Here is a 21,517-nt window from a genome sequence, read left to right as displayed (position 1 = left end):
TATTCGGTTGCAGGGTCGGCATTATCGGCCCGAAACAGGAGGCTTCTTAACAAATGACGACTTTTACAAACCGACTTTTGGGTGCAGCACTTGGGGCGGCGGTTGCTTTTGGTGCGCATTCGGCAATGGCGCAAATGGCGATCAAGTTTTCGCTCGACTGGAAATTCGAAGGTCCGGCAGCCCCGTACCTTCTGGCCAAGAAGAACGGCTATTTTGACGAAGAAGGCCTGGATGTCACGATTGACTCAGGCAACGGTTCGGTTGGCGCGATTACCCGCGTTGCCAGCGGCGCCTATGACGTATCACTTGCCGATATCAACTCGCTGGTCGAATTCAACGCATCGAACCCCGATCGCGCCATGAAATCGATCTTCATGGTCTATGACCGCCCGCCATTTTCGCTGTTTATGCTCAAGAAATCGGGCATCACCAAACCCGAAGACCTGGTCGGCAAAACCCTTGGCGCCCCGGTTTTTGACGCGTCGCGCAAGCTTTATCCGGCATTTGCATCGGCAACCGGGCTTAAACTTGATGATGTGACCTGGGAAAGCATGGATCCGCCGCTGCGTGAGCCGATGCTGGTGCGCGGTGATGTTGATGCCATTTCCGGCCATTACTTCACCTCGATCCTCAATCTTCAGGCACAGGGTGTGACCAAGGATGATCTGACCGTTTTCCAGTATAAGGATTTCGGCATGGACTTTTATGGCAACGGTCTTCTGGCTTCGCCTGACATGATGGAAAACCATGCAGAAGAACTGCGCGGCTTCCTGCGCGGTGTTGTCAAAGGCTGGCGTGCGGCAATTGCCGATCCGGCATCGGCGATCGAAGCCCTTAAGGAAGTCGATCCGCTGATTGACCCGGCCTTGGAATTGCAGCGTCTTCAGATGGCGATTGATGAAAACGTCGTCACCCCCGATACGCTTGAAAACGGCATGGGTCTGGTCAAAACCGACCGTATGGCAAAGGCGATTGATCAGGTCGCACTTGCTTTTGGCTTTGAAAACAAGCCGACCGTTGGCGATGTCTTTACCGATATATTCATGCCCGGTGCCGAAGACCGCAGAATCAAATAAGTCACAATGCATTCCGGGGCGGTTTTCCGCCCCGGTTTCCTTTTGACCACATCCGATTTCACAAAAAAGAACGACCAAGACCAGGCAGGGGGACTAACTGCAGTGTCGAAGAGCTTTGTCGAACTCAACAACGTCAGGCTGCGCTATAGCGAAGGCGATGATCTGGCACTTGAAACCACCAATATGAAGATCGGCAAGGGCGAGTTCATTGCTGTTGTCGGACCGTCGGGCTGCGGCAAATCTTCGTTGCTGAAACTTGTATCCGGCCTGATGCCCCCGTCCGAGGGGACTGTCATTGTCGATAACAAGGAAGTCGCCGGACCGCTTAAGATTGTCGGCATGGCATTCCAGAACCCGACCCTTCTGCCATGGCGGACGACACTTGATAACGTGTTGCTGCCCATGGAAATCGTCAAACCGCACCGCAACCGGTTGCGCAAACACCGGGCCGAATACGAAGAACGCGCGCGCAAACTTCTGGCCAGTGTCGGCCTTGAAGGCCACGAAGACAAATATCCCTGGGAATTGTCCGGCGGCATGCAGCAGCGCGCATCACTGTGCCGGTCCCTGATCCATGAACCGGATCTTCTGATGCTTGATGAACCGTTTGGCGCGCTTGATGCCTTTACCCGTGAAGAGCTTTGGGACATTTTGCAAAACCTTTGGATGGTGCGTCCCTTTACCGTCATTCTGGTGACCCATGACCTGCGCGAAGCGGCCTATTTGGCCGACACCATTTATGTGATGTCCAAGCGGCCTGGCAAAATTCTGGTAGAGCGTGAAAATCCCCTGCCCCGCCCGCGCGATCAGGAAGCCACCTTTACCCAGCCATTCACCGACCTTGTCCATGAACTGCGCAGTCACATCCGTGACGTGCGAGAATCCTAAGAAGGGCGGGCAATTATCATGAAAAAGAAACCCAATCTTTCCAAAGCAGCCCCGTGGCTTAGTGCGATCGGTCTTTTTGTTCTGTGGGAACTGATCGTGCGGATCTTCAATATTCCGCCCTATGTCCTGCCGACCCCGTCCGAAAGCATCATTGTCGGCTGGCAATTCCATGAAGCGATCTGGATGCATGCGGTTCACACGCTTTATACGACCCTTGCGGGCTTTGCCATTGCTGTGGTGTTCGGGGTGATCCTGGGCGCGCTGGTGGGGTCCAGCCGGGCGATCTATGATGCGGCCAACCCGCTTCTGGTCGGGTTCAATTCGGTCCCGAAAGTGGCCCTTGTACCGGTACTGGTCATGTGGTTTGGCATCGGCACCGTGCCGGCCATCATCACCGCATTTCTGATTTCGTTCTTTCCGATCGTGGTCAATGTTGCCACCGGGCTTGCCACACTGGAACCGGAATTGCGCGATGTGTTGCGTTCCCTTGGTGCCACGCGCACCGACATTCTGGTCAAGGTCGGCTTCCCGCGTGCCATGCCCTATTTCTTTGCATCGCTCAAGGTTGCGATCACGCTGGCCTTTGTCGGGTCGGTGATTTCCGAGACCGTGGCATCGAATGTCGGTGTCGGATATCTGATGTTGTCCGCATCGTCGAAATTCAACATGCCGCTGGTCTTTGCCGGATTGCTGGTGATCGCGGTGATGGGCATTGCGATGTACGAGATCTTCAATGTCATTGAACGCCGTTCGACCAAATGGGCGAACCGCGGCAACCAGACCACCTGATCCAATCATCAGACCAATAAAAAGGCCGGGTCATCCCGGCCTTTTTTTCATCATACAAATGCGTCCGGGGACTATCCCAGATGCTGATCAAAGAACGCCATGGTGCGTTCCCAGGCCAGCATGGCGTCTTCGCTGTCATAGCGACCGCCACTTGGATTGGCAAAGGCGTGATCGGCATCATACCAGAAGAACTGATAGTCCGACTTGCCGGCAATGCGCAGGGATTCCTCGAAACCTTCGACCATTTCCTTGTTGATGCTTTTATCAAGGGTGCCGAAATGCCCCATCAACGGCGCATTGAGGGTTGCGACCTGTTCCGGGGTCTTTTTGACATTGCCGTAATAGACCACAGCAGCATCAATATCCGTGGCAAGGGCAGTATTAAGCGACCATCCGCCGCCAAAGCACCAGCCGACCGAGCCGACCTTGCCCGTTGAGTCCTTGTGATTTCGAAGGAACGCGACCGATGACTGCAACTTGCGGGTTGCGGCAACCGGATCAAGCCCTGCCATCAGTGCCTTCGCCCCGTCGGGCGTGGTTGCAGGCGGCTTGCCATACAGATCAACCGCAAGCGCGATATAGCCCTGTTTGGCATATTCCGCGGCAACCGCGCGGATCTGGTCATTCAGCCCCCACCATTCATGGATCAGAATGACCGTCGGTGCCGGAAGCGTTGCCGGCATGGCGATTTCGGCCATCATGGCGTCGCCTTCGGGGGTCGTAATCGTGACTTTTTCAAGCGTCGATCCAGCCGCATGGGCAAGCATCGGATCGGCAAGAATTACAGCAAGCGGCAGGGCAACAGCACCTTTGAGAAACAGTCGACGGTCTTCGTCGGTCGCCTTGGGCGGCGGACCAAGATGTTCGTGAGAACCACATCCATCAAGCGTACACATGTTCAGGCCTCCTCTGATTCTTGTTTTGCAGAACGTTTATCATTTGCAACCGCACCGGGTTTTGGCAAATGACAATCATGTCATCGACCGGCAAGACCAACCGCCTGGCGGGGCATGTTGGCACACCGGCCATCTGGAATGACCCTTATTACGTTCCCGTTCCCCGGCAAGATCATAGCGCATCTGCAATCTTTCAAGAAACTGCAGCTTGCGATTGCGCGTGCCAACTGGTTTAACCAACCCGTAACACGCAATCCATTGCCCCGGGGAGACATAGGGAAACATCATGCGCGATATCGAAACTGTCCTGTTTGATCTTGGTGGGGTTCTTGTCGACTGGGATCCCCGTCACCTGTATCGCAAGATTTTCAACGACCCCGCGGAAATGGAAAAATTCCTGACCGAAGTCTGCCATCCGCACTGGAACTTTTTGCATGACAAGGGCGCGCTGAGCTTTGCCAATTCGATCCCCGATCTTCAGCATCGCTATCCGCATTATCATGACGAAATTGCTGCATGGAACGAACGCTGGCCCGAAATGATGAAAGGCCCGATCGAACGCACAGTCGGCATTCTGGAAGACCTCAAAACGCGCAAGAAAGTCCGCCTGTTTGCCCTGACCAACTGGTCGGCGGAAACATGGCCGCATGCGCTGGCACGTTTTGACTTCCTAAATCACTTTGAAGGCATTCTGGTATCGGGGCAGGAAAAGCTTGCCAAACCTGACCCGCAAATTTTCGAACTGGTTTGTGCGCGTTTCAAACTTAACCCGCGCGAAACCCTGTTTATCGATGACAGCGAAAAGAACATTCAGCAGGCCCGCGAAATGGGCTTTATGACCCACTGGTTCCGCGATCCGGTCAAACTGCACCGTGAACTGATCGAAGACCGGGTCTTTTAACCCGACATCACCCCACATCAAATCGACATGACAAAGGGCACCACAGGGTGCCCTTTTGCATTTCAGTCCAAAGACCCGAAATTTATGGTCTGAGTTCGGGCTTAGCGGCGCGCTGTTCGCAGGTAATTGGCGAAACATTCACCAAACACGAATTCCCAGCCCGACAGATATCCGTCCCGCAATGCCGGTGCGATATCGCCGACATTTTCCCATGCCCCGTGCTCAAGACGAATGACGCAACGCCCGAAATCATTCAGGCCAAACCGCACATCAATCCGGGTGAAATCGCCAGCATCCCATCCCGGGTGCCAGGTAAAGGCAATCCGTTCACCCGGCTGCCAGATATCGATCCGGCCCCACGGAATGTCGTCCTTGCCTTTGACATGTTCGACAATTTCACCCCCGGCCGCCGGATCAAGGACAATCGCCAGGCAATCCTTTTTGGAAATGGAATGGCTGTCGGTCGGCCACCAGTCCCCGAAGCCTTTGGTAAAGGCATCAAAGGCATCCTCGGGATCGATTGCCATCGTCAATTCAAAACGGATCGGTGCCAGATCCGGGTTTTTAAGCGGCGTCACGGTCACTTTCCCATATTCTGTCAAGAACCACAGGCAAATCATCAAAATGGCTGATCACGGCATGTGCGCCGGATTTATGAAGGGTATCGACATCATGATAGCCCCAGTCGACACCAATCGCGATCATGCCCGCGGCACGGCCCATTTCGATATCATAGCTGGTATCGCCAACAATGACCGCATTGGGCGCATCCACACCGGTTTCCTCAAGGGCAGCCATCAGCATCGCCGGATTGGGCTTTGACGGGTGATTGTCACAGGTCTGAAGCGTTACGAACCGGCCTTCAAGTTCATTCCGGGCCAATACGGCATCGAGACCACGGCGGGCCTTGCCGGTGGCAACACCGCTCAGCCATTGGCGACGGTCAAGCTCGGCCAAAACTTCGCGCACACCGGGAAACAGCGGCTCGTGGAAATCAGGGGTCTGGCGCAGGGTAAAGAACGCCGTCTTGTAGGCCACGGTGATGGCATCAATCAGGGCATCGTCAATACGGTTGGGGGCGGCCAGTTTGGTGATGGCTTCGGGCAGACTCAGACCGATGATCGTGCGGGTATTTTCAAGCCCCGGGCAATCCAGCCCGTTTTGCGCAAAGGCATGGTCCATGCAATGGGAGATCGCATGCTGGCTGTCGACGAGCGTGCCGTCACAATCAAATACGACAAGTCTGAGCGGATCTGTGGTCATGTGGGGTCTTTCATCCTGTCTAACGGAAAGGCAGAACCTAATCCAAAGCCGATCAAAGATCGAGTCCCTGACATCTGCAACCAAGAACCATTTTTTGCTTTGCCCGAAGCATCGGAAACCAATGGTGAAATTTGAACTTCTTCTGATCACCTCAAAGGCGCGCCATACTGTGGTTCTGACCTTTATGACAGCGGAGGCAGGCGATGCTCACGCTACGGGACTGTATAGATTTCAGCGACCTTAAGGAGGAAGAAATTCTCGCGATTGCCGAGTGTGAGCAAATCCCGATTGTGACCGCACTCGAGGAAGGCGAGAGCATGGTTCACACGACGCAAGGCCGCAAGCGCATTGCGTTCATGATCAAAGGTCAGGCTGAAATGTGCGAACGCATGGGAAATACGGTTCATGCCCAGCATCTGAACCGGGTGTATGATGCCTTCATAAAACGTTTCGGCAAAAACTAACATACCGCTTGATAATAAGCTCGAATGTCATTCAACGCCTTTTGGTTTTGACTTCAGACAGGGACGAAAAAGCCGACGCACTGCGTCGGCTTTTCGCGTTATCGGGTCATTTGATCAGGCGTTATTTCTTGCGCGAACGCGACGGTTTGGCCTTGGGTTTCGGCTTTTCTTCCTTTTCACGGTGAATTTCCGGGGTCAGGAATTTGGTCGGCGTTTTCGGATCAAAATTCAGCTTTTTCAACGTTTCGGCAAAATGCAGCGGCACCGGTGCTTCGATCACCACACGATGACCGGTCACCGGATGGGGGAAATCAATCGCGCGCGCATGCAGATGCATCTGATTGGACAGACCATCGATGAATGCTTTGGCCCCGCCATATTTGCCATCCCCCAGGATCGGGCATTCGATTGCCTCGCAATGAACGCGCAGCTGGTGGGTACGACCGGTCAGTGGCGACAGCGCAAGCCAGGCAGCCTTGCGCCCGGCGCGATGAAGCTGCCGGAACACGCTTTGCGCCGATTTGCCGAGCTTTTCGTCAATGACCATCTTTTCCCCGCCCTTGCCGGCCAGCTTGGCAAGCGGTGCGTCAATCAGGCCTTCGCGTTCCGCCGGCGCGCCGGTGACAATCGCCCAGTAAAGTTTGCGGGTGGATTTATCCTTGAACGCCTTGGTCAGGGCATGGGCCGCAGACGCCGAACGGGCCAGCAACAAAACACCGCTGGTGTCCTTGTCAAGACGATGCACCAGTTTCGGACGTTCCTTGCTGTCGAGTTTCAGGGCATCGAGCATCCCGTCAACATGCAGACTGGTATTGGTCCCGCCCTGCACCGCCAGACCGGCGGGTTTGTTGATTGCCAGCACCATTTCGTCATAGAAAATGACGGAATCGCGCAGGGCCTGAAGCTCTGCCTCGCTGGCATCGGATTTTGACGGACCGGCCTGTTTGCGCTGCTGGACTTCGGCGGGGTTATAGGCACCGTCCTGGGCCCATGGTTCCGAACCGCCACCAGACATTACCGGCACCGGCGGGATACGGATTTCCTGTCCCGGCTCAACCCGCTGGTTGGCCTTGGCACGTTTGCCATCCACACGGATCTGGCCACCACGCAGAAACTTTTGAACCTGCCCGAATGTGAATTCCGGGCAGTTGCGCTTGAACCAACGATCAAGCCGGATATCGGCCTCGTCAGCTTTGACCTTGCGCAGAGTGACACCACTCATTGCAGAATACCCCTTACCAGCGCCATCGCGCCGAACAATGCCGAAATACCGACCACAACCGAAACAATGACATACAAGGCCGACAGGCCAAGATTGTTTCGTTCATATAGGGTCGCGACATCCAGCGAAAAAGTCGAAAAGGTTGTAAACGCCCCCAGAAAACCGGTCACAAGAAGCGCGCGCATTTCCGGTCCCATCGAAAGTTTCAGGGCCGAAAGTTCGATCAGCGCCCCCATCAGGAAAGACCCCACGATATTGACCGTAAGCGTCCCCCAGGGAAATCCATTGCCAAGCATCGAGCCCATCATGACAGACACACTGTGACGTGCGACCGCACCAACAGCACCCCCAAAGGCAATGGAAGCGATTAACAACGGTGAAAATTGCATGGCGCGGAACCTATTCTTTCAAACATCAAAAGTCACGTGTGAAAACGGCATGGGGCCATGGCAATATCTGAACCCTTTTTCACACCGTAACAAAGCACGCCCTGAAAGGTCATCAGACCCCAGAGCGCACGTATTTTCAATCTTTCAGAATCAGAACAATTCAGGCATCACCCGGACGGCCCCATCCTTCCGACAACATCCGCCAGCCAGGCGCGGGTGCGTTTTTCGTTTTGCTGGATATCATCAAGTCCGTACACCGACTGGGCAAACAGGCAGAATGTGATATCTCCGCCCTGTTCGGGCAGGATGAATTCGACTTCGACCCAGTCCGGGAAATGAAAGACCGGTGTTCTGGCAAGGAAGTAAAGCCGGCCCGGCTTGCCCCCGGGGACGCCGCTCATCAATTGCATGCCATGTGCCGGTGCGGTTTCGATCATCACATCGGCCAATGTGGCAGCCGTCGCATCAAATGACGGGCTTGGCATCGCGCGGTCGGTGCGCGGGGATCGTCCGGGCGGACAGACAATAAAGAAATTGCGGGCCTGTGGCACCGGTGTTTCCGGTGCAAAGGTGAAGTTGGGCGGGTCACCAGCCGGCAACATATGGTCAATCAGGCCGGTAAAGCGGATAACCACAAATATCCCGGCAAGGACGATCAAACCCCAAACAGCAAACATAACCAGTCGTCTCAATGGCACCACCTGTCTGTTAACGTGCTGTTGGCGGCAGACAACACACGCGGACACGGCACCACAATAATACGGATTGATCCGGAATCAAAATGCCCGACTGGGGAACAGTCGGGCATCACAGGATGCAAACACGGCAATCAGCGAACGGGGGGGGGAAGTTGCTTTCGCCGATCACCGGGTTGGCATGGATCGTCAGATCAGTGCGTTGACATCAGGCAACTGAAGGCAAGGCCACTGCTTCGACATTGGCAATCGCACGTTCCATGGCTTCTTCGGCATTTACCGCAAAGCCCGACGCGTCGATCACTTCAACATCGGAGATACCGACAAAAGCAAGAACCTGCTTGAGATACGGGGTTGCGAAGTCAGCCGGGCTGTTGACCGGCACACCACCGGTGGCAACCACCAGATAGGCCTTCTTGCCGTTCAGCAGGCCAACCGGGCCGTTTTCGGTGTATTGGAAGGTCACGCCAACACGTGCAATCAGGTCAACCCAGGCCTTAAGGGTCGAAGGCACGCTAAAGTTATACATCGGCGCGCCGATGACGATAACGTCGGCGGCCTGAACTTCGGCAACCATTTTGTCGGAAACGGCAATCACGTCCTTCTGTGCGTCGGAACGGGACTCTTCGGGGGTGTAGAAAGCGCCAACGGTTTCACCGGTCAGTGCGGTGATTTCCGCGTCATTGGCATCACGCTCAACGACTTTGGCGGACGGATCAGCTGCGACAATGCGCGCGATCAGTTTGGATGCGATCTGGCGGGAGTTGGAATTCTCACCATTCACAGATGCATTCACGTGCAGAATATTGGTCATTTGAGGTCTCCAAAAGCGTGTTCGTTTGTTGACCTGAACCTAACCCGTTCCCTGTTCGGTGTTTATCCCGATACTGGTCACCAGATTGTTTCCAAAATGACGCCATGCAGCATCAGTTCTTGTCCCGCTTTTGTTGCCGTTCCTGACGCAATCGATCGAAATATTCGACCCGTTTTTTCAGATCGCGTTCAAAACCGCGTTCGACCGGCTCATAGAAATTCTGCCGGCGCATGCCTTCGGGGAAATAGTTCTGCCCGGAAAAGCCGTCTTCCTGATCATGGTCATAGGCATATCCGGTCCCGTAACCGATATCCTTCATCAGTTTGGTCGGCGCATTCAGGATATGGGCCGGCGGCATCAGGGACCCGGTTTCACGCGCGATCTTGAGCGATTTCTTATAGGCCGAATATCCGGCATTCGATTTCGGCGCCAGTGCCAGGTAAATCACCGCCTGCGCCAGGGCAAGCTCGCCTTCCGGGCTGCCAAGCCGTTCATAGGATTCCCAGGCACCGATGCAAAATTGCTGGGCCTGCGGGTCAGCAAGGCCGATATCCTCGACCGCCATGCGCGTCAGGCGACGGGCGACGAATTTGGGATCTTCGCCCCCGGCCAGCATGCGGTTGAACCAGTAAAGGGCCGCATCCGGGTCCGAACCGCGAATGGATTTATGCAATGCACTGATCAGGTTGTAATGACTGTCATCGCCCTTGTCATAGATCGGCATGCGCTTTTGCACGGTGCGCGCCAGTTCGGCCACACCCAGCGGGCCATCATCGCTGGTGTCACTGGGCGGCATGGAAAACAGTTCTTCGGCAAGGTTCAGCAAATAGCGCCCGTCCCCGTCGGCCATGGCACGCAAGGTTTCGCGGGCCTCGGGCGTTACCGGAAGATCAAACCCCATTTCCTTTTCGGACCGCACCAGAAGTTCTTCAAGCCCCTGATCATCCAGACGCTTAAGGACAAGCACCTGACAGCGCGACAACAGGGCGGCATTCAGCTCGAATGACGGATTTTCGGTCGTCGCACCGATCAGGGTGATGGTGCCATCTTCGACATAGGGCAGGAAACTGTCCTGCTGGGCCTTGTTGAAACGATGGATTTCATCAATGAACAACAGGGTTGCACCACCGGTTGACCGGCGGCCGCGGGCGCGTTCGAACACCTTGCGCAGGTCCGACACCCCCGAAAAGATCGCCGAAAGCGGTTCAAACGCCATGTCGGCAACATCGGCCATCAGACGCGCCAATGTCGTTTTGCCGCAGCCGGGCGGCCCCCACAGAATGACCGAGGGCACCCGCCCGGTTTTGATCATGCGCGTGATCGGACCGTCATCGCCAAACAGATGCCCCTGCCCGACCACCTCGTCAAGCTTGGCGGGGCGCAGTCTGTCGGCCAAGGGCCGGGTTACCTGACTTTCAAACAGGGATGGCATGAACGGTCTTCTCGTTACGGGTGGCGGTTACAGGGTAAACTCGCCTGTCAAAACCTTGCCATCGCGTTTGACCGCGATTTTCCAGTCCCGACCGCGCTGGCCTGCTTTGACAACTTCCTTCAGGCGGGCGACCGAGTCAATCTTCTGACCATTGATTTCAACAATATAATCCCCGGCCTGAAGTCGTGCACGCCGCGCCAGACTGTCACGGGCAACGCCAAGGATCACCACCCCTTCGCTCAGCGTATCAACGCCAAGCTCATCGGCCAGTGCCGGGTTCATATTGGCAACCTTTGCGCCGCTGAACGGGTTGGTGCCTTCGATCACGCTTTCATCGCGTGCCGGCTCTTCCGGGGCGACTTCAAGCGGCATCGACAGGATGGTTTCCTTACCACGGCGCAGCACCGTCAGCTTGGCACTGCCATCAAGTTCCAGTGTCGCGATCCGGAATTTGAGTTCATTGGGATTGTCGACTGGAAGTCCATTGACCGCCACAACCACATCCCCCGCCAGCAGACCGCCACGCTGGGCCGGGCTGCCATCACGGATCGCACTGATCAAAACACCGTGCGGACGATCAAGTTCAAGCGAAGTTGCAAGGTCGGCCGTCACTGCCTGACCGGTGGCCCCAATCCACGGACGGCGCAAATCGCCACTGATCAGGCCACGCATCACGACTTTGACCATATTGACCGGCACGGCAAACCCGATGCCGTTTGATCCACCCGATTTGGTAAAGATCGCCGAGTTGACCCCGATCAGCTTGCCATCAATATCAATCAGCGCCCCGCCCGAGTTGCCCGGGTTGATCGCGGCATCGGTCTGGATAAAGGATTGATAATCCTGTCCGGTCACACCGGCACGTGCAAGGGCCGAGACAATCCCGCTGGTCACCGTCTGTCCAACCCCGAACGGGTTACCGATGGCAAGAACAAGATCACCGACTTCGACCGCATCGGAATCCCCGAAACTGATCGCTGGCAGTGCGGTTTCCACCCCGCGCAATTTCAGAACGGCCAGATCGGTACGTTCATCCGACCCGACAAGATCGGCATCAAATTCACGGTTGTCATGCAGCACAACACGAATTTCGCTGGCACCATCAATCACATGATGGTTTGTCACAATCGTCCCGTCACCGGAAACAATCACCCCGGACCCGAGTGACCGTTCAACCCGCTGGCGTGGCGCCCCGAAAGCACCGCCAAACCGTTCGCCAAAGAACTGCTTGAAGAACGGATCGTTGAAGAACGGAGTGCGCTGGCGCTGCTCGACCACCTTTTTGGTATAGATATTGACCACTGCCGGGGCCGTCTGTTTGACCAGTGGCGAGAAAGAAATTTTGATCTCGGCCTGGCTGGTGGGCAGGCGCCTGTCGTCATTCTGGATGTTGTTCTGGGCATGTGCCGGGTTCAGGGAACCGGCAACCGAACCAAGGGCCAGAACGGCGATTGTGAAAATGGTGGGAATCCATCTTGCCTGCACGACACACTCTCTCTTTTTCGTCAAACAGTTCGGGGATGCGACCGCATTCCGCGTAGCAAATGCTCAATTAGGAAAATAAGGACTGCCGCGCAACCTTGGCAGAAATATGAACAATGTCACAGCCTTGCGAGATTGCCCGGTGACCGGGCTATCCGGCGACAGCAAAGCGCCAAAAGAAAACGGGCGACACCGTATGGCATCGCCCGTTTCTGTTTCTTAAAGGCCGAAGCGTTGCTTATTCAGCAGCTGCTTCTTCGCCTTCGCCCTCTGCTTCGAGGCGAGCGCGGTCAGCCGCGCCTTTTGCTTCGACGTTGCGATCGACAAGTTCGATCACAGCCACCGGAGCCGCATCGCCGTAACGGAAGCCAGCCTTGAGAACGCGGGTGTAACCACCGGAACGCTCTTTGTAGCGGTCAGCGATTTCGCCGAACAGCTTGGCAACGACTTTATCGTCACGCAGGATCGAAATAGCCTGACGGCGTGCATGCAGGTCGCCCCGCTTGCCCAGCGTAATCAGTTTTTCGACATACGGGCGAAGATCCTTGGCCTTCGGAAGAGTGGTTTTGATCTGCTCGTGGGTGAGCAGCGAAACTGCCATGTTGGCAAACATCGCCTTACGATGGGACGAAGTACGATTAAGCTTACGGCCTTGCATACCGTGACGCATGGTAACTCTCCTAAATAGCCTGGCTTCGCTCACGAAACCGATTGTAAAACCGCGCCGCCACCCTGATCACTTTATGCAAAGGCCAGGTCATGCACGTGCGGTGTGGGCAACTCGCCCGCCGGATGCCCAAACAACTGGGTTATCCGGTTTGGAACAGGGATGTTCCGATAACGGCCCGAAGGCCGAAGACCCGTTCTTAGAACGGATCTTCGAACTTGCGAGCAAGTTCTTCGATGTTTTCCGGCGGCCAACCGCCGACTTCCATACCGAGATGCAGGCCCATCTGAGCCAGCACGTCTTTGATTTCGTTCAGCGACTTACGGCCGAAGTTCGGCGTACGCAGCATTTCTGCTTCGGTCTTCTGAACAAGATCACCGATATAGATGATGTTGTCGTTCTTCAGGCAGTTTGCCGAACGTACCGACAGTTCAAGCTCGTCAACCTTACGAAGAAGGTTACGGTTGAACGGCAGTTCGTCTTCTTTCTTCTCTTCGACAACCGCTTCCGGCTCTTCGAAGTTGACGAACAGAGACAGCTGGTCCTGAAGGATACGGGCAGCAAGTGCAACCGAATCTTCCGGGGTCAGTGCGCCGTTGGTTTCAACGGTCAGCGACAGCTTGTCAAAATCGGTATCCTGACCAACACGGGTGTTTTCAACCTTGTAGGCCACTTTACGGATCGGGCTGAAGATCGCATCGATCGGAATAAGACCGATCGGCGCATCCGAAGAGCTGTGTGCGCTGGCTGCGACATAGCCTTTACCGTTATCAACGGTAAATTCGATGTTCAGCGTAGCACCATCGTCAAGATGGCAAAGTTCGAGATCCGGGTTAAGGATTTCGATATCAGCGCCGGTTTCGATCTGACCTGCGGTGACGGCACCCGGGCCGGTCGCCTTCAAGGTCATTTTCTTCGGACCTTCTGCATGCATACGCACGCCCATGGTCTTGATGTTCAGGATGATGTCGGTAACATCTTCACGCACACCCGGAATCGACGAAAATTCGTGCAATACACCGTCGATCTGGATCGCAGTCACCGCCGAACCCTGGAGCGACGACAGCAGAATGCGACGCAGCGCGTTACCCAGAGTCTGACCAAAACCGCGCTCCAGCGGTTCCGCCACGATCGTACCGATGCGGCTGGCATCTGTACCCGGAGTAACATCAAGCTTCGTCGGCTTAATCAGTTCCTGCCAGTTCTTTTGAATCACGAGACCCACCTTCGCAACTGGAGCCTATGGTAAGGAGGACAAAAATCTGCCCTCGCGAGAAACGCGAAGGGGCCCGGCGTATCCGGGCCCAAACGCGGGGTCGTCCGCAAAGATCGACGCGATTAGACGCGACGACGTTTACGCGGACGGCAACCGTTGTGCGGAATCGGCGTTACGTCTTTGATCGACGTAATGGTGAAACCGACAGCCTGAAGCGCACGCAGTGCAGATTCACGTCCCGAACCCGGGCCTTTAACCTGTACTTCGAGGGTTTTCATGCCGTGTTCAGCAGCTTTTTTACCTGCGTCTTCGGCAGCCATCTGTGCAGCATACGGAGTCGATTTACGCGAACCGCGGAAACCCATACCACCAGCGGTCGACCAGGAAATGGTGTTCCCCTGAACGTCGGTGATGGTGATCATGGTGTTGTTGAAGGTCGCGTTTACGTGCGCGATACCATTCGTAATGTTCTTGCGCTCGCGGCGACGGACGCGAGTCTGAGGAGCTTTCGCCATTGTCGTTCCCCTACCTTACTTCTTCTTGCCAGCAATCGGCTTAGCCGGGCCCTTACGGGTGCGAGCGTTGGTGTGGGTACGCTGACCGCGTACCGGGAGACCGCGACGATGACGGAGACCGCGGTAGCAGCCCAGATCCATCAGACGTTTAATGTTCATTGCGGTTTCACGACGAAGGTCGCCTTCAACGGTGTAATCAGCGTCGATGACTTCACGAACCTTGAGAACCTGGTCATCAGAAAGCTGATGAACGCGGGTTGCTGCTTCGATTCCGACCTTTTCGCAAATTTCTTTAGCTTTCGCCGGGCCAATGCCGGTGATGTAGGTAAGCGCAATCACGACGCGCTTCGCGGTCGGGATATTTACGCCAGCAATACGAGCCACTGTGTGAGACTCCTGTTTCCTGTTAACAAACCCAAGGGCAGATCCGGTAGGGTAGAGCGTTGCAAAAGCGGGCCAGCATCACTGCCAACCCGCAAGCAAAAAGCGCCCTGCCCGGGAAATTACCCCAGGATGGCTTCAATCTCGCGCGTAACTTCGTCGATTTCGGCCATCCCGTCAACTGTTTTCAGCTTACCGACCTTTTCATAGTAAGGAATGATCGGTGCTGTCTGCTTGTGATAAGCTTCCAGTCGCGATGTGACCGTCTCGGCGTTGTCATCCGCACGGCGTTTGAATTCAGTGCCGCCACATACGTCGCAGACACCTTCTTCAGCGGGTTTCTGGAACTCGTCGTGATAGCCCTGCCCGCATTTTGCACAGGTATAGCGGCCGACAATGCGGGCCACCAGTGCTGCGTCATCGACGCGCAGTTCAATCACATAGTCAAGTGCCAGACCTTTGGCTTCCAGCATGATGTCCAGGGCTTCTGCCTGGGCGGTCGTGCGCGGGAAACCATCCAGAATGAAACCGCCTTTGGTATCATCCTGGTCAAGTCGTTCGGAAATCAGACCGATCATCAGATCGTCGGATACGAGCTGCCCCGCATCCATGACTTCCTTTGCCTTCAATCCCAGTTCCGTTCCGGCAGAAACTGCCGCGCGGAGCATGTCACCAGTCGAAAGCTGGATCATGCCGCGTCCCGTTTCGAGACGCTTGGCCTGGGTGCCTTTCCCTGCACCGGGAGGGCCAAGAAGGATAATGTTCATTGTCGTCCCCCTGAATTCCGTGGCCGCTCTTATCGGCGGCGACCACGCAGTTTGGATTTCTTGATCAGGCCTTCATACTGATGCGCCAGCATATGAGACTGAATCTGAGCAACGGTATCCATGGTTACCGTGACTACGATCAGGAGGCTAGTCCCACCAAAGTAGAAGGGCACAGACCATTCCGCGATCAGCAGTTCCGGCAGGATACAGACAAATGCGAGATACGCTGCACCAATCACCGTCAGGCGGGTCAGGATGAAATCAAGATAGTTCGCGGTATTTTTACCCGGACGGATGCCCGGAATAAAGCCACCGTGTTTCTTCAGGTTGTCTGCCGTATCTTCCGGGTTGAATACAACCGCGGTGTAGAAGAAGGCAAAGAAGACGATCAGACCGATATAAAGCGCGATATAAAGCGGCTGGCCACGGCCAAGCAATGCGGTCGCGGTCGTCAGCCATTCCGGCGCGTTGCCACCGGCGGTGAACTGTGCAACCGACAGCGGCATCAGCAGAAGCGAGCTTGCAAAGATCGGCGGGATAACACCGGCAGTGTTGATCTTGAGCGGCAGGTGCGAGCTCTGACCTTCCATGACCTTCATGCCGACCTGGCGTTTCGGGTACTGGATCAGAACACGGCGCTGCGCACGTTCAACAAAGACGATGAAGGCGATAACAGCAACCGCCAGAATGATGATTGCAACAATCACCAGAGCGGAAATCGCGCCGGTACGGCCCAGTTCCAGGGTGCCGGCAATCGCGCTGGGCAGACCGGCGACAATACCGGTGAAGATGATCAGCGAAATGCCGTTACCGATGCCGCGCTGGGTGATCTGTTCACCAAGCCACATCAGGAACATGGTGCCACCGACCAGCGTCACAACAGCGGTAAAGCGGAAGAACATGCCCGGATCATGAACAGCAGCACCGGTCGAACCGGTCATGCTTTCAAGACCAACGGCAATGCCCCATGCCTGAACCGTTGCGATCAGCACCGTCAGATAGCGGGTATATTGATTAATCTTTTTACGACCCTGCTCGCCTTCTTTCTTGAGCTGCTCAAGAGACGGCGAAACAGTCGTCATCAACTGAATGATAATGGAGGCCGAGATATACGGCATGATATTCAGCGCAAAGATCGTCATACGACCCAGCGCACCACCGGCGAACATGTCAAACATGCCCAGAACGCCGCCCGCATTCTGACGGAAAATGTCAGCAAGAATGGACGGGTCAACACCAGGAACCGGAATATAGGTTCCAAGACGGTAAACAATAAGCGCGCCCAAAGTGAACCAGATACGCTTTTTAAGCTCGGTCGACTTTGAAAAAGCAGACCAATTCAGGTTCGCGGCAAGCTGCTCGGCGGCGGATGCCATGCACTCATCTCCCAATACACATAAACTGGAGGGTCCGGTCCCGTAAATTAATGGAACCGGACCCTCACGAAGTCATTCTAGCTTATTCTGCGTTATCTGCAGCGACCGGAGCAAGAACCTTGACCGAGCCACCGACTTTCTCAACAGCTTCGACAGCTGCTTTGGAAGCACCGGAGATCTCGATGTTCAGTTTCGCTTTCAGTTCGCCTTTAGCCAGAAGGCGCAGACCGTCTTTCTGCGGACGGGCAAGACCTTTTTCCGCAAGAACAGCGATGGTGACATTTGCACCTTCTTCAAGAACACCGTTATCAACGGCGGTCTGAAGGGTACCAAGGTTCACAACACCGAACTGTTTCTTGAACGGGTTTTTGAAGCCGCGTTTCGGAAGACGGCGATAGACCGGCATCTGCCCGCCTTCGAAGCCATTGATGGCTACACCTGAACGGGACTTCTGACCCTTCTGACCTGCGCCAGAAGTTTTGCCTTTGCCCGAACCGATGCCGCGACCGACGCGGGTGCGCGCCTTGCGGGCACCCGGGTTATCGGCAAGTTCGTTGAGTTTCATCGTTCAACACCTTTTCGATCTGGGGTCAATCAAGCCTCGTCCACACGGACGAGGTGCTTGACCTTTGCGATCATACCGCGAACAGCTGGGGTATCTTCCAGCTCACGAGTCCGGTGCAGTTTGTTCAGGCCAAGACCAACAAGGGTCTGGCGCTGATCAGCCGGACGTCCGATCGGCGAACCCGTCTGGGTAACGCGAACGGTCGCTTTTTTCTTAGCAGCCATATCGAATTACTCCTTTTCGAGAACGGCGGCAGCAGCCGAACCGCTATCGCGACGGGCAACGACGTCACCGACTTTCAGGCCACGCTTTGCAGCGACCTGACGCGGGGATGCACCGTTGACCAGAGCGTCAAGGGTTGCGCGGATCACGTTATGCGGGTTGTTCGAACCGGTACATTTGGACACAACGTCCTGAACGCCCATGGTTTCGAAGACCGCACGCATCGCACCGCCGGCGATGATACCGGTACCAGCCGGAGCCGAGCGAAGGATAACCTTGCCTGCACCGAAATGGCCCTGCGTATCATGGTGAAGGGTACGACCTTCACGAAGCGGAACGCGGATCATGTTGCGTTTAGCAGCTTCGGTAGCCTTGCGGATCGCTTCCGGAACTTCACGGGCTTTACCCGTGCCGTATCCGACGCGACCGCGCTGGTCACCGACAACTACCATTGCGGAGAAAGCAAAGCGACGACCGCCCTTAACGACTTTCGCGACGCGGTTGATACCAACCAGCTTGTCGACGAGTTCGTTTTCTTCACGGGCTTTCGGTGCCTGCTGCTGTTGATTCTGGTTACGTGCCATGGTCGTGCTCCTTAGAAGTCCAGACCGCCCTCACGGGCGGCATCGGCCAGAGCTTTCACCCGGCCATGGAACAGATACCCGCCACGATCGAAAACGACCGTTTTCACACCAGCTTTCACTGCGCGCTCGGCAATGGCTTTGCCAACCAGAGCAGCGGCTTCGGCATTGCTGCCTTTCGCCTTCAGATCTTTTTCGGCGGTCGAAGCTGCTACCAGGGTGGTACCAGCGACGTCGTCGATGATCTGTGCATAGATGTGAGCGTTCGAACGGTGCACGCTGAGGCGCGGGCGACCGGCCGCTTTCTGGCGGATCGCAAAACGAACGCGACGCTTGCGGCGTTCGAAAAGGCTTCTCACGTTTTTCATCGTGCCAGTCCTTACTTCTTCTTGCCTTCTTTGCGCAAGATATACTCGCCTTCGTAGCGGACACCTTTGCCTTTGTAAGGCTCCGGACCGCGCCAGCCGCGTGCATTTGCAGCGAACTGACCGACAAGCTGTTTATCTGCGCCAGAGATGGCGATAAGGGTCGGCTTTTCAGCAACGACGTTCAGACCCGCAGGGATCTCCATTTCAACGTCGTGTGAGAAGCCAAGCTGCAGAACCAGGTTCTTGCCCTGTACCTGCGCACGGTAACCAACACCGGTGATTTCCAGTTTCTTGGTGAACCCTTCCGAAACCCCGGTGACGAGGTTGGCGATATTCGCACGGGTGGTACCCCAAAGGGCACGGGCGCGCTTGCTATCGTTGTTCGGTTTCACGAAGATCTGGTTATCTTCCTGGGTGACGGATACGTCCGAGGTCAGAGGCAGGTTAAGCTCACCGAGCTTGCCCTTTGCACTGATCTGCTCTTCGGTCAAGGTGATGGTAACGCCGCTAGGCACGACCACCGGATTTTTTCCTACTCGCGACATCGTTGGCTCCCCTTAGAATACTTTGCAGAGGATTTCGCCGCCGACATTCTGCTCGCGAGCTTCCTGATCCGAGAGAACCCCTTTCGGAGTGGACAGGACTGCGATGCCGAGACCGTTGTATACTTTCGGAAGATCTTTGATCTTCGAGTATACGCGACGGCCCGGGGTCGAGACGCGGTCGATCTGCTTGATCACTGCATCGCCCTCAAAATATTTGAGTTCGATGGTGATTTCGCTGACGCCCTTGCGAATTTCATTAACGTTATAACCGCGGATGTAACCTTCGCGCTGGAGAACATCCAGCACACCGGTACGCAGTTTCGAAGCCGGCGAGACAACGCTGGATTTACCAACGCGCTGACCGTTACGGATACGCGTGAGCATATCACCGACTGGATCAGTCATCGACATGTGATGTCCTCCTTACCAGCTCGACTTCACCATACCCGGAATCTGACCACGCGAAGCAAGTTCACGAAGGGCGATACGGGACAGGCGGAATTTGCGATAGACACCGCGCGGACGACCGGATACCTGGCAGCGAATACGCTGACGGATACGAGCCGAGTTACGCGGCAGCTGGGCGAGTTTCATCACAGCCACGATACGATCCTCAGGGGACGTCTCGCGATTTGCGATAACCGCTTTGAGGGCGGCACGCTTGGCAGCATAGCGCTTTGCCAGGCGTTCACGTTTGAGTTCACGCTCTACTGAGCTTTTCTTGGCCATGGGCCAACCTCCGTTAGTTTCCGAACGGAAGATCAAAACCCTTAAGAAGGGCAAGAGCTTCGGCGTCGGACTTAGCCGTGGTACAAATGATAATGTCCATCCCGCGGACAGAGTCGACTTTGTCATACTCTACTTCAGGAAAGACGAACTGTTCCTTCAAGCCCATGGCAAAGTTGCCACGGCCATCAAAGGATTTTTTGTTCAGGCCGCGGAAGTCACGAACGCGCGGAAGCGCGATGGTGACCAGGCGGTCCAGGAACTCAAACATACGGTCGCGACGCAGGGTCACTTTACAACCGATGTTCATACCTTCACGCAGCTTGAAAGCCGCAACCGACTTTTTCGCTTTGGTGAAGACAGGCTTCTGACCGGTGATGGCAGCGAGATCCGCAGCAGCACCTTCCAGCTTTTTGCGATCCTGGGTGGCGTCGCCGACACCCATGTTGATCACGATCTTTTCGAGGCGCGGAATCTCCATGGTGTTCTCGTAGGAGAACTCCTTCTGGAGTGCGTCACGCACCACTTCTTTGTAATGTTCGCGCAGGCGCGTCATTTTTCCGTCCCTCAGTTGTCGATGACTTCGCCGCTGAGCTTCGCGAAGCGAACCTTGCGACCGTCATCGAGGGTCTTGAAACCGACGCGGGTCGGCTTGTTTTCTTTCGGGTCGACAATCGCGATGTTGGAAACAGCAATTTTTGCTTCCTTCTCGACGATGCCACCGGCATCAGCACCGGTCGGGCGCTGGTGACGTTTCACCAGATTGATGCCCGATACCAGAACCTTGTTCTCGGCCGGGAAAGCGGCGAGAACCTCGCCGGTCTTCCCTTTGTCTTTACCCGTCAGAACAATGACGCGGTCGCCCTTTTTAATCTTGGCAGCCATTACAGCACCTCCGGAGCGAGCGAAATGATCTTCATGTAACCTTTGGAACGAAGTTCGCGGGTTACCGGGCCAAAAATACGCGTGCCGATCGGCTCGCCGTTCGCATTAATGAGAACGGCAGCGTTGCGGTCAAAGCGGATCGCCGAGCCATCGGCACGACGGATTTCCTTTGCGGTGCGAACGATGACAGCTTTGTGAACTGCACCCTTCTTTACGCGACCGCGCGGGATGGCTTCCTTGACGGAAACCACGATAACATCACCAACGTGAGCGGTTTTGCGCTTCGAGCCGCCCAGCACCTTGATGCACTGGACGCGGCGAGCGCCGCTGTTGTCGGCGACGTCCAGATTGGACTGCATCTGGATCATGGGTTTACCCCTTGACTATGATTG

Annotated in this window: 30 protein-coding genes; 5 read left to right on the top strand and 25 right to left on the bottom strand. The window is 55.6% G+C overall.

Translation table 11 applies throughout. The annotated features are described in order from the left end of the window. Positions 1 to 53: 53 nt before the first annotated feature. From M9H61_RS00980 to M9H61_RS00970, 3 genes are all read left to right on the top strand, one after another. Positions 54 to 1,076: an ABC transporter substrate-binding protein gene (locus tag M9H61_RS00980; RefSeq protein WP_250282845.1), complete on the top strand. Its 1,023-nt coding sequence runs from the start codon at positions 54 to 56 to the stop codon at positions 1,074 to 1,076. Positions 1,077 to 1,178: 102 nt separating this feature from the next. Continuing rightward, positions 1,179 to 1,964, top strand: a complete 786-nt coding sequence (locus M9H61_RS00975; protein WP_068518241.1) for an ABC transporter ATP-binding protein — start codon at positions 1,179 to 1,181, stop codon at positions 1,962 to 1,964. A gap of 18 nt (positions 1,965 to 1,982) precedes the next feature. Beyond that, positions 1,983 to 2,753 (top strand): ABC transporter permease, encoded by a 771-nt coding sequence (locus M9H61_RS00970; RefSeq protein WP_068518242.1) that lies wholly within the window; start codon positions 1,983 to 1,985, stop codon positions 2,751 to 2,753. 71 nt (positions 2,754 to 2,824) lie between these two features. Here the strand turns inward: M9H61_RS00970 and M9H61_RS00965 are convergent, their stop codons facing one another. Further along, positions 2,825 to 3,649, bottom strand: coding sequence for a dienelactone hydrolase family protein (locus tag M9H61_RS00965; RefSeq protein WP_068518243.1), 825 nt, complete (start codon positions 3,647 to 3,649; stop codon positions 2,825 to 2,827). Between the two features lie 286 nt (positions 3,650 to 3,935). On the opposite strand from M9H61_RS00965, the gene M9H61_RS00960 reads away from it, so the two are divergent. After that, positions 3,936 to 4,550: an HAD family phosphatase gene (locus M9H61_RS00960; RefSeq protein WP_250282843.1), complete on the top strand. Its 615-nt coding sequence runs from the start codon at positions 3,936 to 3,938 to the stop codon at positions 4,548 to 4,550. A 101-nt stretch (positions 4,551 to 4,651) separates the two neighbouring features. Here M9H61_RS00960 and M9H61_RS00955 read toward each other — a convergent pair whose 3' ends face one another. Continuing rightward, positions 4,652 to 5,128, bottom strand: a complete 477-nt coding sequence (locus M9H61_RS00955) for a hypothetical protein (RefSeq protein ID WP_068518245.1) — start codon at positions 5,126 to 5,128, stop codon at positions 4,652 to 4,654. Continuing rightward, a complete protein-coding gene (locus M9H61_RS00950) occupies positions 5,115 to 5,813 on the bottom strand; it encodes an HAD-IA family hydrolase (protein ID WP_068518246.1) in 699 nt (232 codons plus the stop codon). Before M9H61_RS00950 ends, M9H61_RS00955 begins: the two co-directional genes overlap by 14 nt. Before the next feature lie 203 nt (positions 5,814 to 6,016). On the opposite strand from M9H61_RS00950, the gene M9H61_RS00945 reads away from it, so the two are divergent. Continuing rightward, a complete protein-coding gene (locus tag M9H61_RS00945) occupies positions 6,017 to 6,277 on the top strand; it encodes a hypothetical protein (RefSeq protein ID WP_068518247.1) in 261 nt (86 codons plus the stop codon). 121 nt (positions 6,278 to 6,398) lie between these two features. On the opposite strand, the gene M9H61_RS00940 is transcribed toward M9H61_RS00945, so the two are convergent. The 22 genes from M9H61_RS00940 to rplN all read right to left on the bottom strand — a co-directional run bounded on the left by M9H61_RS00940 (position 6,399) and on the right by rplN (position 21,493). After that, positions 6,399 to 7,499 (bottom strand): RluA family pseudouridine synthase, encoded by a 1,101-nt coding sequence (locus M9H61_RS00940; protein ID WP_250282842.1) that lies wholly within the window; start codon positions 7,497 to 7,499, stop codon positions 6,399 to 6,401. Beyond that, positions 7,496 to 7,888 (bottom strand): fluoride efflux transporter CrcB, encoded by a 393-nt coding sequence (gene crcB / locus M9H61_RS00935; protein WP_068518249.1) that lies wholly within the window; start codon positions 7,886 to 7,888, stop codon positions 7,496 to 7,498. The genes M9H61_RS00940 and crcB overlap by 4 nt, the downstream gene beginning before the upstream one ends. A gap of 167 nt (positions 7,889 to 8,055) precedes the next feature. Then, entirely contained in the window at positions 8,056 to 8,565 is a 510-nt protein-coding gene (locus tag M9H61_RS00930) for a DUF1499 domain-containing protein (RefSeq protein WP_250282841.1), read from the bottom strand. A gap of 226 nt (positions 8,566 to 8,791) precedes the next feature. Continuing rightward, positions 8,792 to 9,397 carry an FMN-dependent NADH-azoreductase gene (locus M9H61_RS00925; protein WP_250282839.1) on the bottom strand — a complete coding sequence of 202 codons (606 nt, stop codon included), beginning with the start codon at positions 9,395 to 9,397 and terminating at the stop codon, positions 8,792 to 8,794. A gap of 112 nt (positions 9,398 to 9,509) precedes the next feature. Then, a complete protein-coding gene (locus M9H61_RS00920) occupies positions 9,510 to 10,829 on the bottom strand; it encodes a replication-associated recombination protein A (RefSeq protein ID WP_101247953.1) in 1,320 nt (439 codons plus the stop codon). Positions 10,830 to 10,856: 27 nt separating this feature from the next. Further along, on the bottom strand, positions 10,857 to 12,314 hold the full coding sequence (locus M9H61_RS00915; RefSeq protein WP_250282837.1) for a DegQ family serine endoprotease: 1,458 nt from the start codon (positions 12,312 to 12,314) through the stop codon (positions 10,857 to 10,859). A 235-nt stretch (positions 12,315 to 12,549) separates the two neighbouring features. Continuing rightward, on the bottom strand, positions 12,550 to 12,981 hold the full coding sequence (rplQ, locus tag M9H61_RS00910) for a 50S ribosomal protein L17 (protein ID WP_101247951.1): 432 nt from the start codon (positions 12,979 to 12,981) through the stop codon (positions 12,550 to 12,552). Between the two features lie 196 nt (positions 12,982 to 13,177). Further along, positions 13,178 to 14,194 carry a DNA-directed RNA polymerase subunit alpha gene (locus tag M9H61_RS00905; protein ID WP_068518255.1) on the bottom strand — a complete coding sequence of 339 codons (1,017 nt, stop codon included), beginning with the start codon at positions 14,192 to 14,194 and terminating at the stop codon, positions 13,178 to 13,180. Between the two features lie 122 nt (positions 14,195 to 14,316). Further along, positions 14,317 to 14,709 (bottom strand): 30S ribosomal protein S11, encoded by a 393-nt coding sequence (gene rpsK / locus M9H61_RS00900; protein ID WP_044828432.1) that lies wholly within the window; start codon positions 14,707 to 14,709, stop codon positions 14,317 to 14,319. A gap of 15 nt (positions 14,710 to 14,724) precedes the next feature. Then, entirely contained in the window at positions 14,725 to 15,093 is a 369-nt protein-coding gene (gene rpsM / locus M9H61_RS00895) for a 30S ribosomal protein S13 (RefSeq protein ID WP_068518256.1), read from the bottom strand. 119 nt (positions 15,094 to 15,212) lie between these two features. Next, positions 15,213 to 15,857, bottom strand: coding sequence for an adenylate kinase (locus M9H61_RS00890; protein ID WP_068518257.1), 645 nt, complete (start codon positions 15,855 to 15,857; stop codon positions 15,213 to 15,215). A 29-nt stretch (positions 15,858 to 15,886) separates the two neighbouring features. Beyond that, positions 15,887 to 17,233, bottom strand: coding sequence for a preprotein translocase subunit SecY (secY, locus tag M9H61_RS00885; RefSeq protein WP_068518258.1), 1,347 nt, complete (start codon positions 17,231 to 17,233; stop codon positions 15,887 to 15,889). Between the two features lie 82 nt (positions 17,234 to 17,315). Next, the gene (gene rplO / locus M9H61_RS00880; protein ID WP_101247950.1) at positions 17,316 to 17,798 is read right to left on the bottom strand and encodes a 50S ribosomal protein L15; all 483 of its coding nucleotides are present in this window, start codon (positions 17,796 to 17,798) and stop codon (positions 17,316 to 17,318) included. A 29-nt stretch (positions 17,799 to 17,827) separates the two neighbouring features. After that, a complete protein-coding gene (rpmD, locus tag M9H61_RS00875) occupies positions 17,828 to 18,022 on the bottom strand; it encodes a 50S ribosomal protein L30 (protein ID WP_007091489.1) in 195 nt (64 codons plus the stop codon). A gap of 6 nt (positions 18,023 to 18,028) precedes the next feature. Further along, complete coding sequence (rpsE, locus tag M9H61_RS00870; protein WP_008892191.1) at positions 18,029 to 18,604, bottom strand: 30S ribosomal protein S5; 576 nt, start codon at positions 18,602 to 18,604, stop codon at positions 18,029 to 18,031. An 11-nt stretch (positions 18,605 to 18,615) separates the two neighbouring features. Continuing rightward, positions 18,616 to 18,969 carry a 50S ribosomal protein L18 gene (gene rplR / locus M9H61_RS00865; protein ID WP_068518260.1) on the bottom strand — a complete coding sequence of 118 codons (354 nt, stop codon included), beginning with the start codon at positions 18,967 to 18,969 and terminating at the stop codon, positions 18,616 to 18,618. 11 nt (positions 18,970 to 18,980) lie between these two features. Then, complete coding sequence (rplF, locus tag M9H61_RS00860) at positions 18,981 to 19,514, bottom strand: 50S ribosomal protein L6 (RefSeq protein ID WP_068518261.1); 534 nt, start codon at positions 19,512 to 19,514, stop codon at positions 18,981 to 18,983. A gap of 12 nt (positions 19,515 to 19,526) precedes the next feature. Further along, positions 19,527 to 19,925, bottom strand: coding sequence for a 30S ribosomal protein S8 (gene rpsH / locus M9H61_RS00855; protein WP_068518262.1), 399 nt, complete (start codon positions 19,923 to 19,925; stop codon positions 19,527 to 19,529). A 12-nt stretch (positions 19,926 to 19,937) separates the two neighbouring features. After that, a complete protein-coding gene (gene rpsN / locus M9H61_RS00850; RefSeq protein ID WP_068518263.1) occupies positions 19,938 to 20,243 on the bottom strand; it encodes a 30S ribosomal protein S14 in 306 nt (101 codons plus the stop codon). Positions 20,244 to 20,256: 13 nt separating this feature from the next. Next, a complete protein-coding gene (gene rplE / locus M9H61_RS00845; protein WP_068518264.1) occupies positions 20,257 to 20,796 on the bottom strand; it encodes a 50S ribosomal protein L5 in 540 nt (179 codons plus the stop codon). Positions 20,797 to 20,807: 11 nt separating this feature from the next. Further along, on the bottom strand, positions 20,808 to 21,125 hold the full coding sequence (gene rplX, locus M9H61_RS00840; RefSeq protein ID WP_068518265.1) for a 50S ribosomal protein L24: 318 nt from the start codon (positions 21,123 to 21,125) through the stop codon (positions 20,808 to 20,810). Then, entirely contained in the window at positions 21,125 to 21,493 is a 369-nt protein-coding gene (gene rplN, locus M9H61_RS00835) for a 50S ribosomal protein L14 (protein WP_033067181.1), read from the bottom strand. Before rplN ends, rplX begins: the two co-directional genes overlap by 1 nt. Positions 21,494 to 21,517 lie beyond the last annotated feature (24 nt).

The organism is Thalassospira sp. GO-4 (assembly GCF_023588965.1).
Taxonomy (GTDB): Bacteria; Pseudomonadota; Alphaproteobacteria; order Rhodospirillales; family Thalassospiraceae; genus Thalassospira; species Thalassospira povalilytica.
Note: the sequence above shows the minus strand (reverse complement) of the source record. Positions and strands in the feature narration are given on the sequence as shown.

Bases quoted from the DNA above. Each gene is read 5' to 3' on its own strand.
- rplR (WP_068518260.1), bottom strand. From the start codon at position 18,969: ATGAAAAACGTGAGAAGCCTTTTCGAACGCCGCAAGCGTCGCGTTCGT.
- secY (WP_068518258.1), bottom strand. From the start codon at position 17,233: ATGGCATCCGCCGCCGAGCAGCTTGCCGCGAACCTGAATTGGTCTGCT.
- M9H61_RS00970 (WP_068518242.1), top strand. From the start codon at position 1,983: ATGAAAAAGAAACCCAATCTTTCCAAAGCAGCCCCGTGGCTTAGTGCG.
- rplE (WP_068518264.1), bottom strand. From the start codon at position 20,796: ATGACGCGCCTGCGCGAACATTACAAAGAAGTGGTGCGTGACGCACTC.
- M9H61_RS00950 (WP_068518246.1), bottom strand. From the start codon at position 5,813: ATGACCACAGATCCGCTCAGACTTGTCGTATTTGATTGTGACGGCACG.
- rplF (WP_068518261.1), bottom strand. From the start codon at position 19,514: ATGTCGCGAGTAGGAAAAAATCCGGTGGTCGTGCCTAGCGGCGTTACC.
- rplQ (WP_101247951.1), bottom strand. From the start codon at position 12,981: ATGCGTCACGGTATGCAAGGCCGTAAGCTTAATCGTACTTCGTCCCAT.
- rpsK (WP_044828432.1), bottom strand. From the start codon at position 14,709: ATGGCGAAAGCTCCTCAGACTCGCGTCCGTCGCCGCGAGCGCAAGAAC.
- M9H61_RS00920 (WP_101247953.1), bottom strand. From the start codon at position 10,829: ATGCCATCCCTGTTTGAAAGTCAGGTAACCCGGCCCTTGGCCGACAGA.
- rpsE (WP_008892191.1), bottom strand. From the start codon at position 18,604: ATGGCACGTAACCAGAATCAACAGCAGCAGGCACCGAAAGCCCGTGAA.
- M9H61_RS00890 (WP_068518257.1), bottom strand. From the start codon at position 15,857: ATGAACATTATCCTTCTTGGCCCTCCCGGTGCAGGGAAAGGCACCCAG.
- rpsH (WP_068518262.1), bottom strand. From the start codon at position 19,925: ATGTCGATGACTGATCCAGTCGGTGATATGCTCACGCGTATCCGTAAC.
- M9H61_RS00925 (WP_250282839.1), bottom strand. From the start codon at position 9,397: ATGACCAATATTCTGCACGTGAATGCATCTGTGAATGGTGAGAATTCC.
- M9H61_RS00930 (WP_250282841.1), bottom strand. From the start codon at position 8,565: ATGTTTGCTGTTTGGGGTTTGATCGTCCTTGCCGGGATATTTGTGGTT.
- crcB (WP_068518249.1), bottom strand. From the start codon at position 7,888: ATGCAATTTTCACCGTTGTTAATCGCTTCCATTGCCTTTGGGGGTGCT.
- rpsN (WP_068518263.1), bottom strand. From the start codon at position 20,243: ATGGCCAAGAAAAGCTCAGTAGAGCGTGAACTCAAACGTGAACGCCTG.
- M9H61_RS00980 (WP_250282845.1), top strand. From the start codon at position 54: ATGACGACTTTTACAAACCGACTTTTGGGTGCAGCACTTGGGGCGGCG.
- M9H61_RS00965 (WP_068518243.1), bottom strand. From the start codon at position 3,649: ATGTGTACGCTTGATGGATGTGGTTCTCACGAACATCTTGGTCCGCCG.
- rplN (WP_033067181.1), bottom strand. From the start codon at position 21,493: ATGATCCAGATGCAGTCCAATCTGGACGTCGCCGACAACAGCGGCGCT.
- rplX (WP_068518265.1), bottom strand. From the start codon at position 21,125: ATGGCTGCCAAGATTAAAAAGGGCGACCGCGTCATTGTTCTGACGGGT.
- M9H61_RS00945 (WP_068518247.1), top strand. From the start codon at position 6,017: ATGCTCACGCTACGGGACTGTATAGATTTCAGCGACCTTAAGGAGGAA.
- M9H61_RS00940 (WP_250282842.1), bottom strand. From the start codon at position 7,499: ATGAGTGGTGTCACTCTGCGCAAGGTCAAAGCTGACGAGGCCGATATC.
- rpmD (WP_007091489.1), bottom strand. From the start codon at position 18,022: ATGGCTGCTAAGAAAAAAGCGACCGTTCGCGTTACCCAGACGGGTTCG.
- M9H61_RS00960 (WP_250282843.1), top strand. From the start codon at position 3,936: ATGCGCGATATCGAAACTGTCCTGTTTGATCTTGGTGGGGTTCTTGTC.
- rplO (WP_101247950.1), bottom strand. From the start codon at position 17,798: ATGAAACTCAACGAACTTGCCGATAACCCGGGTGCCCGCAAGGCGCGC.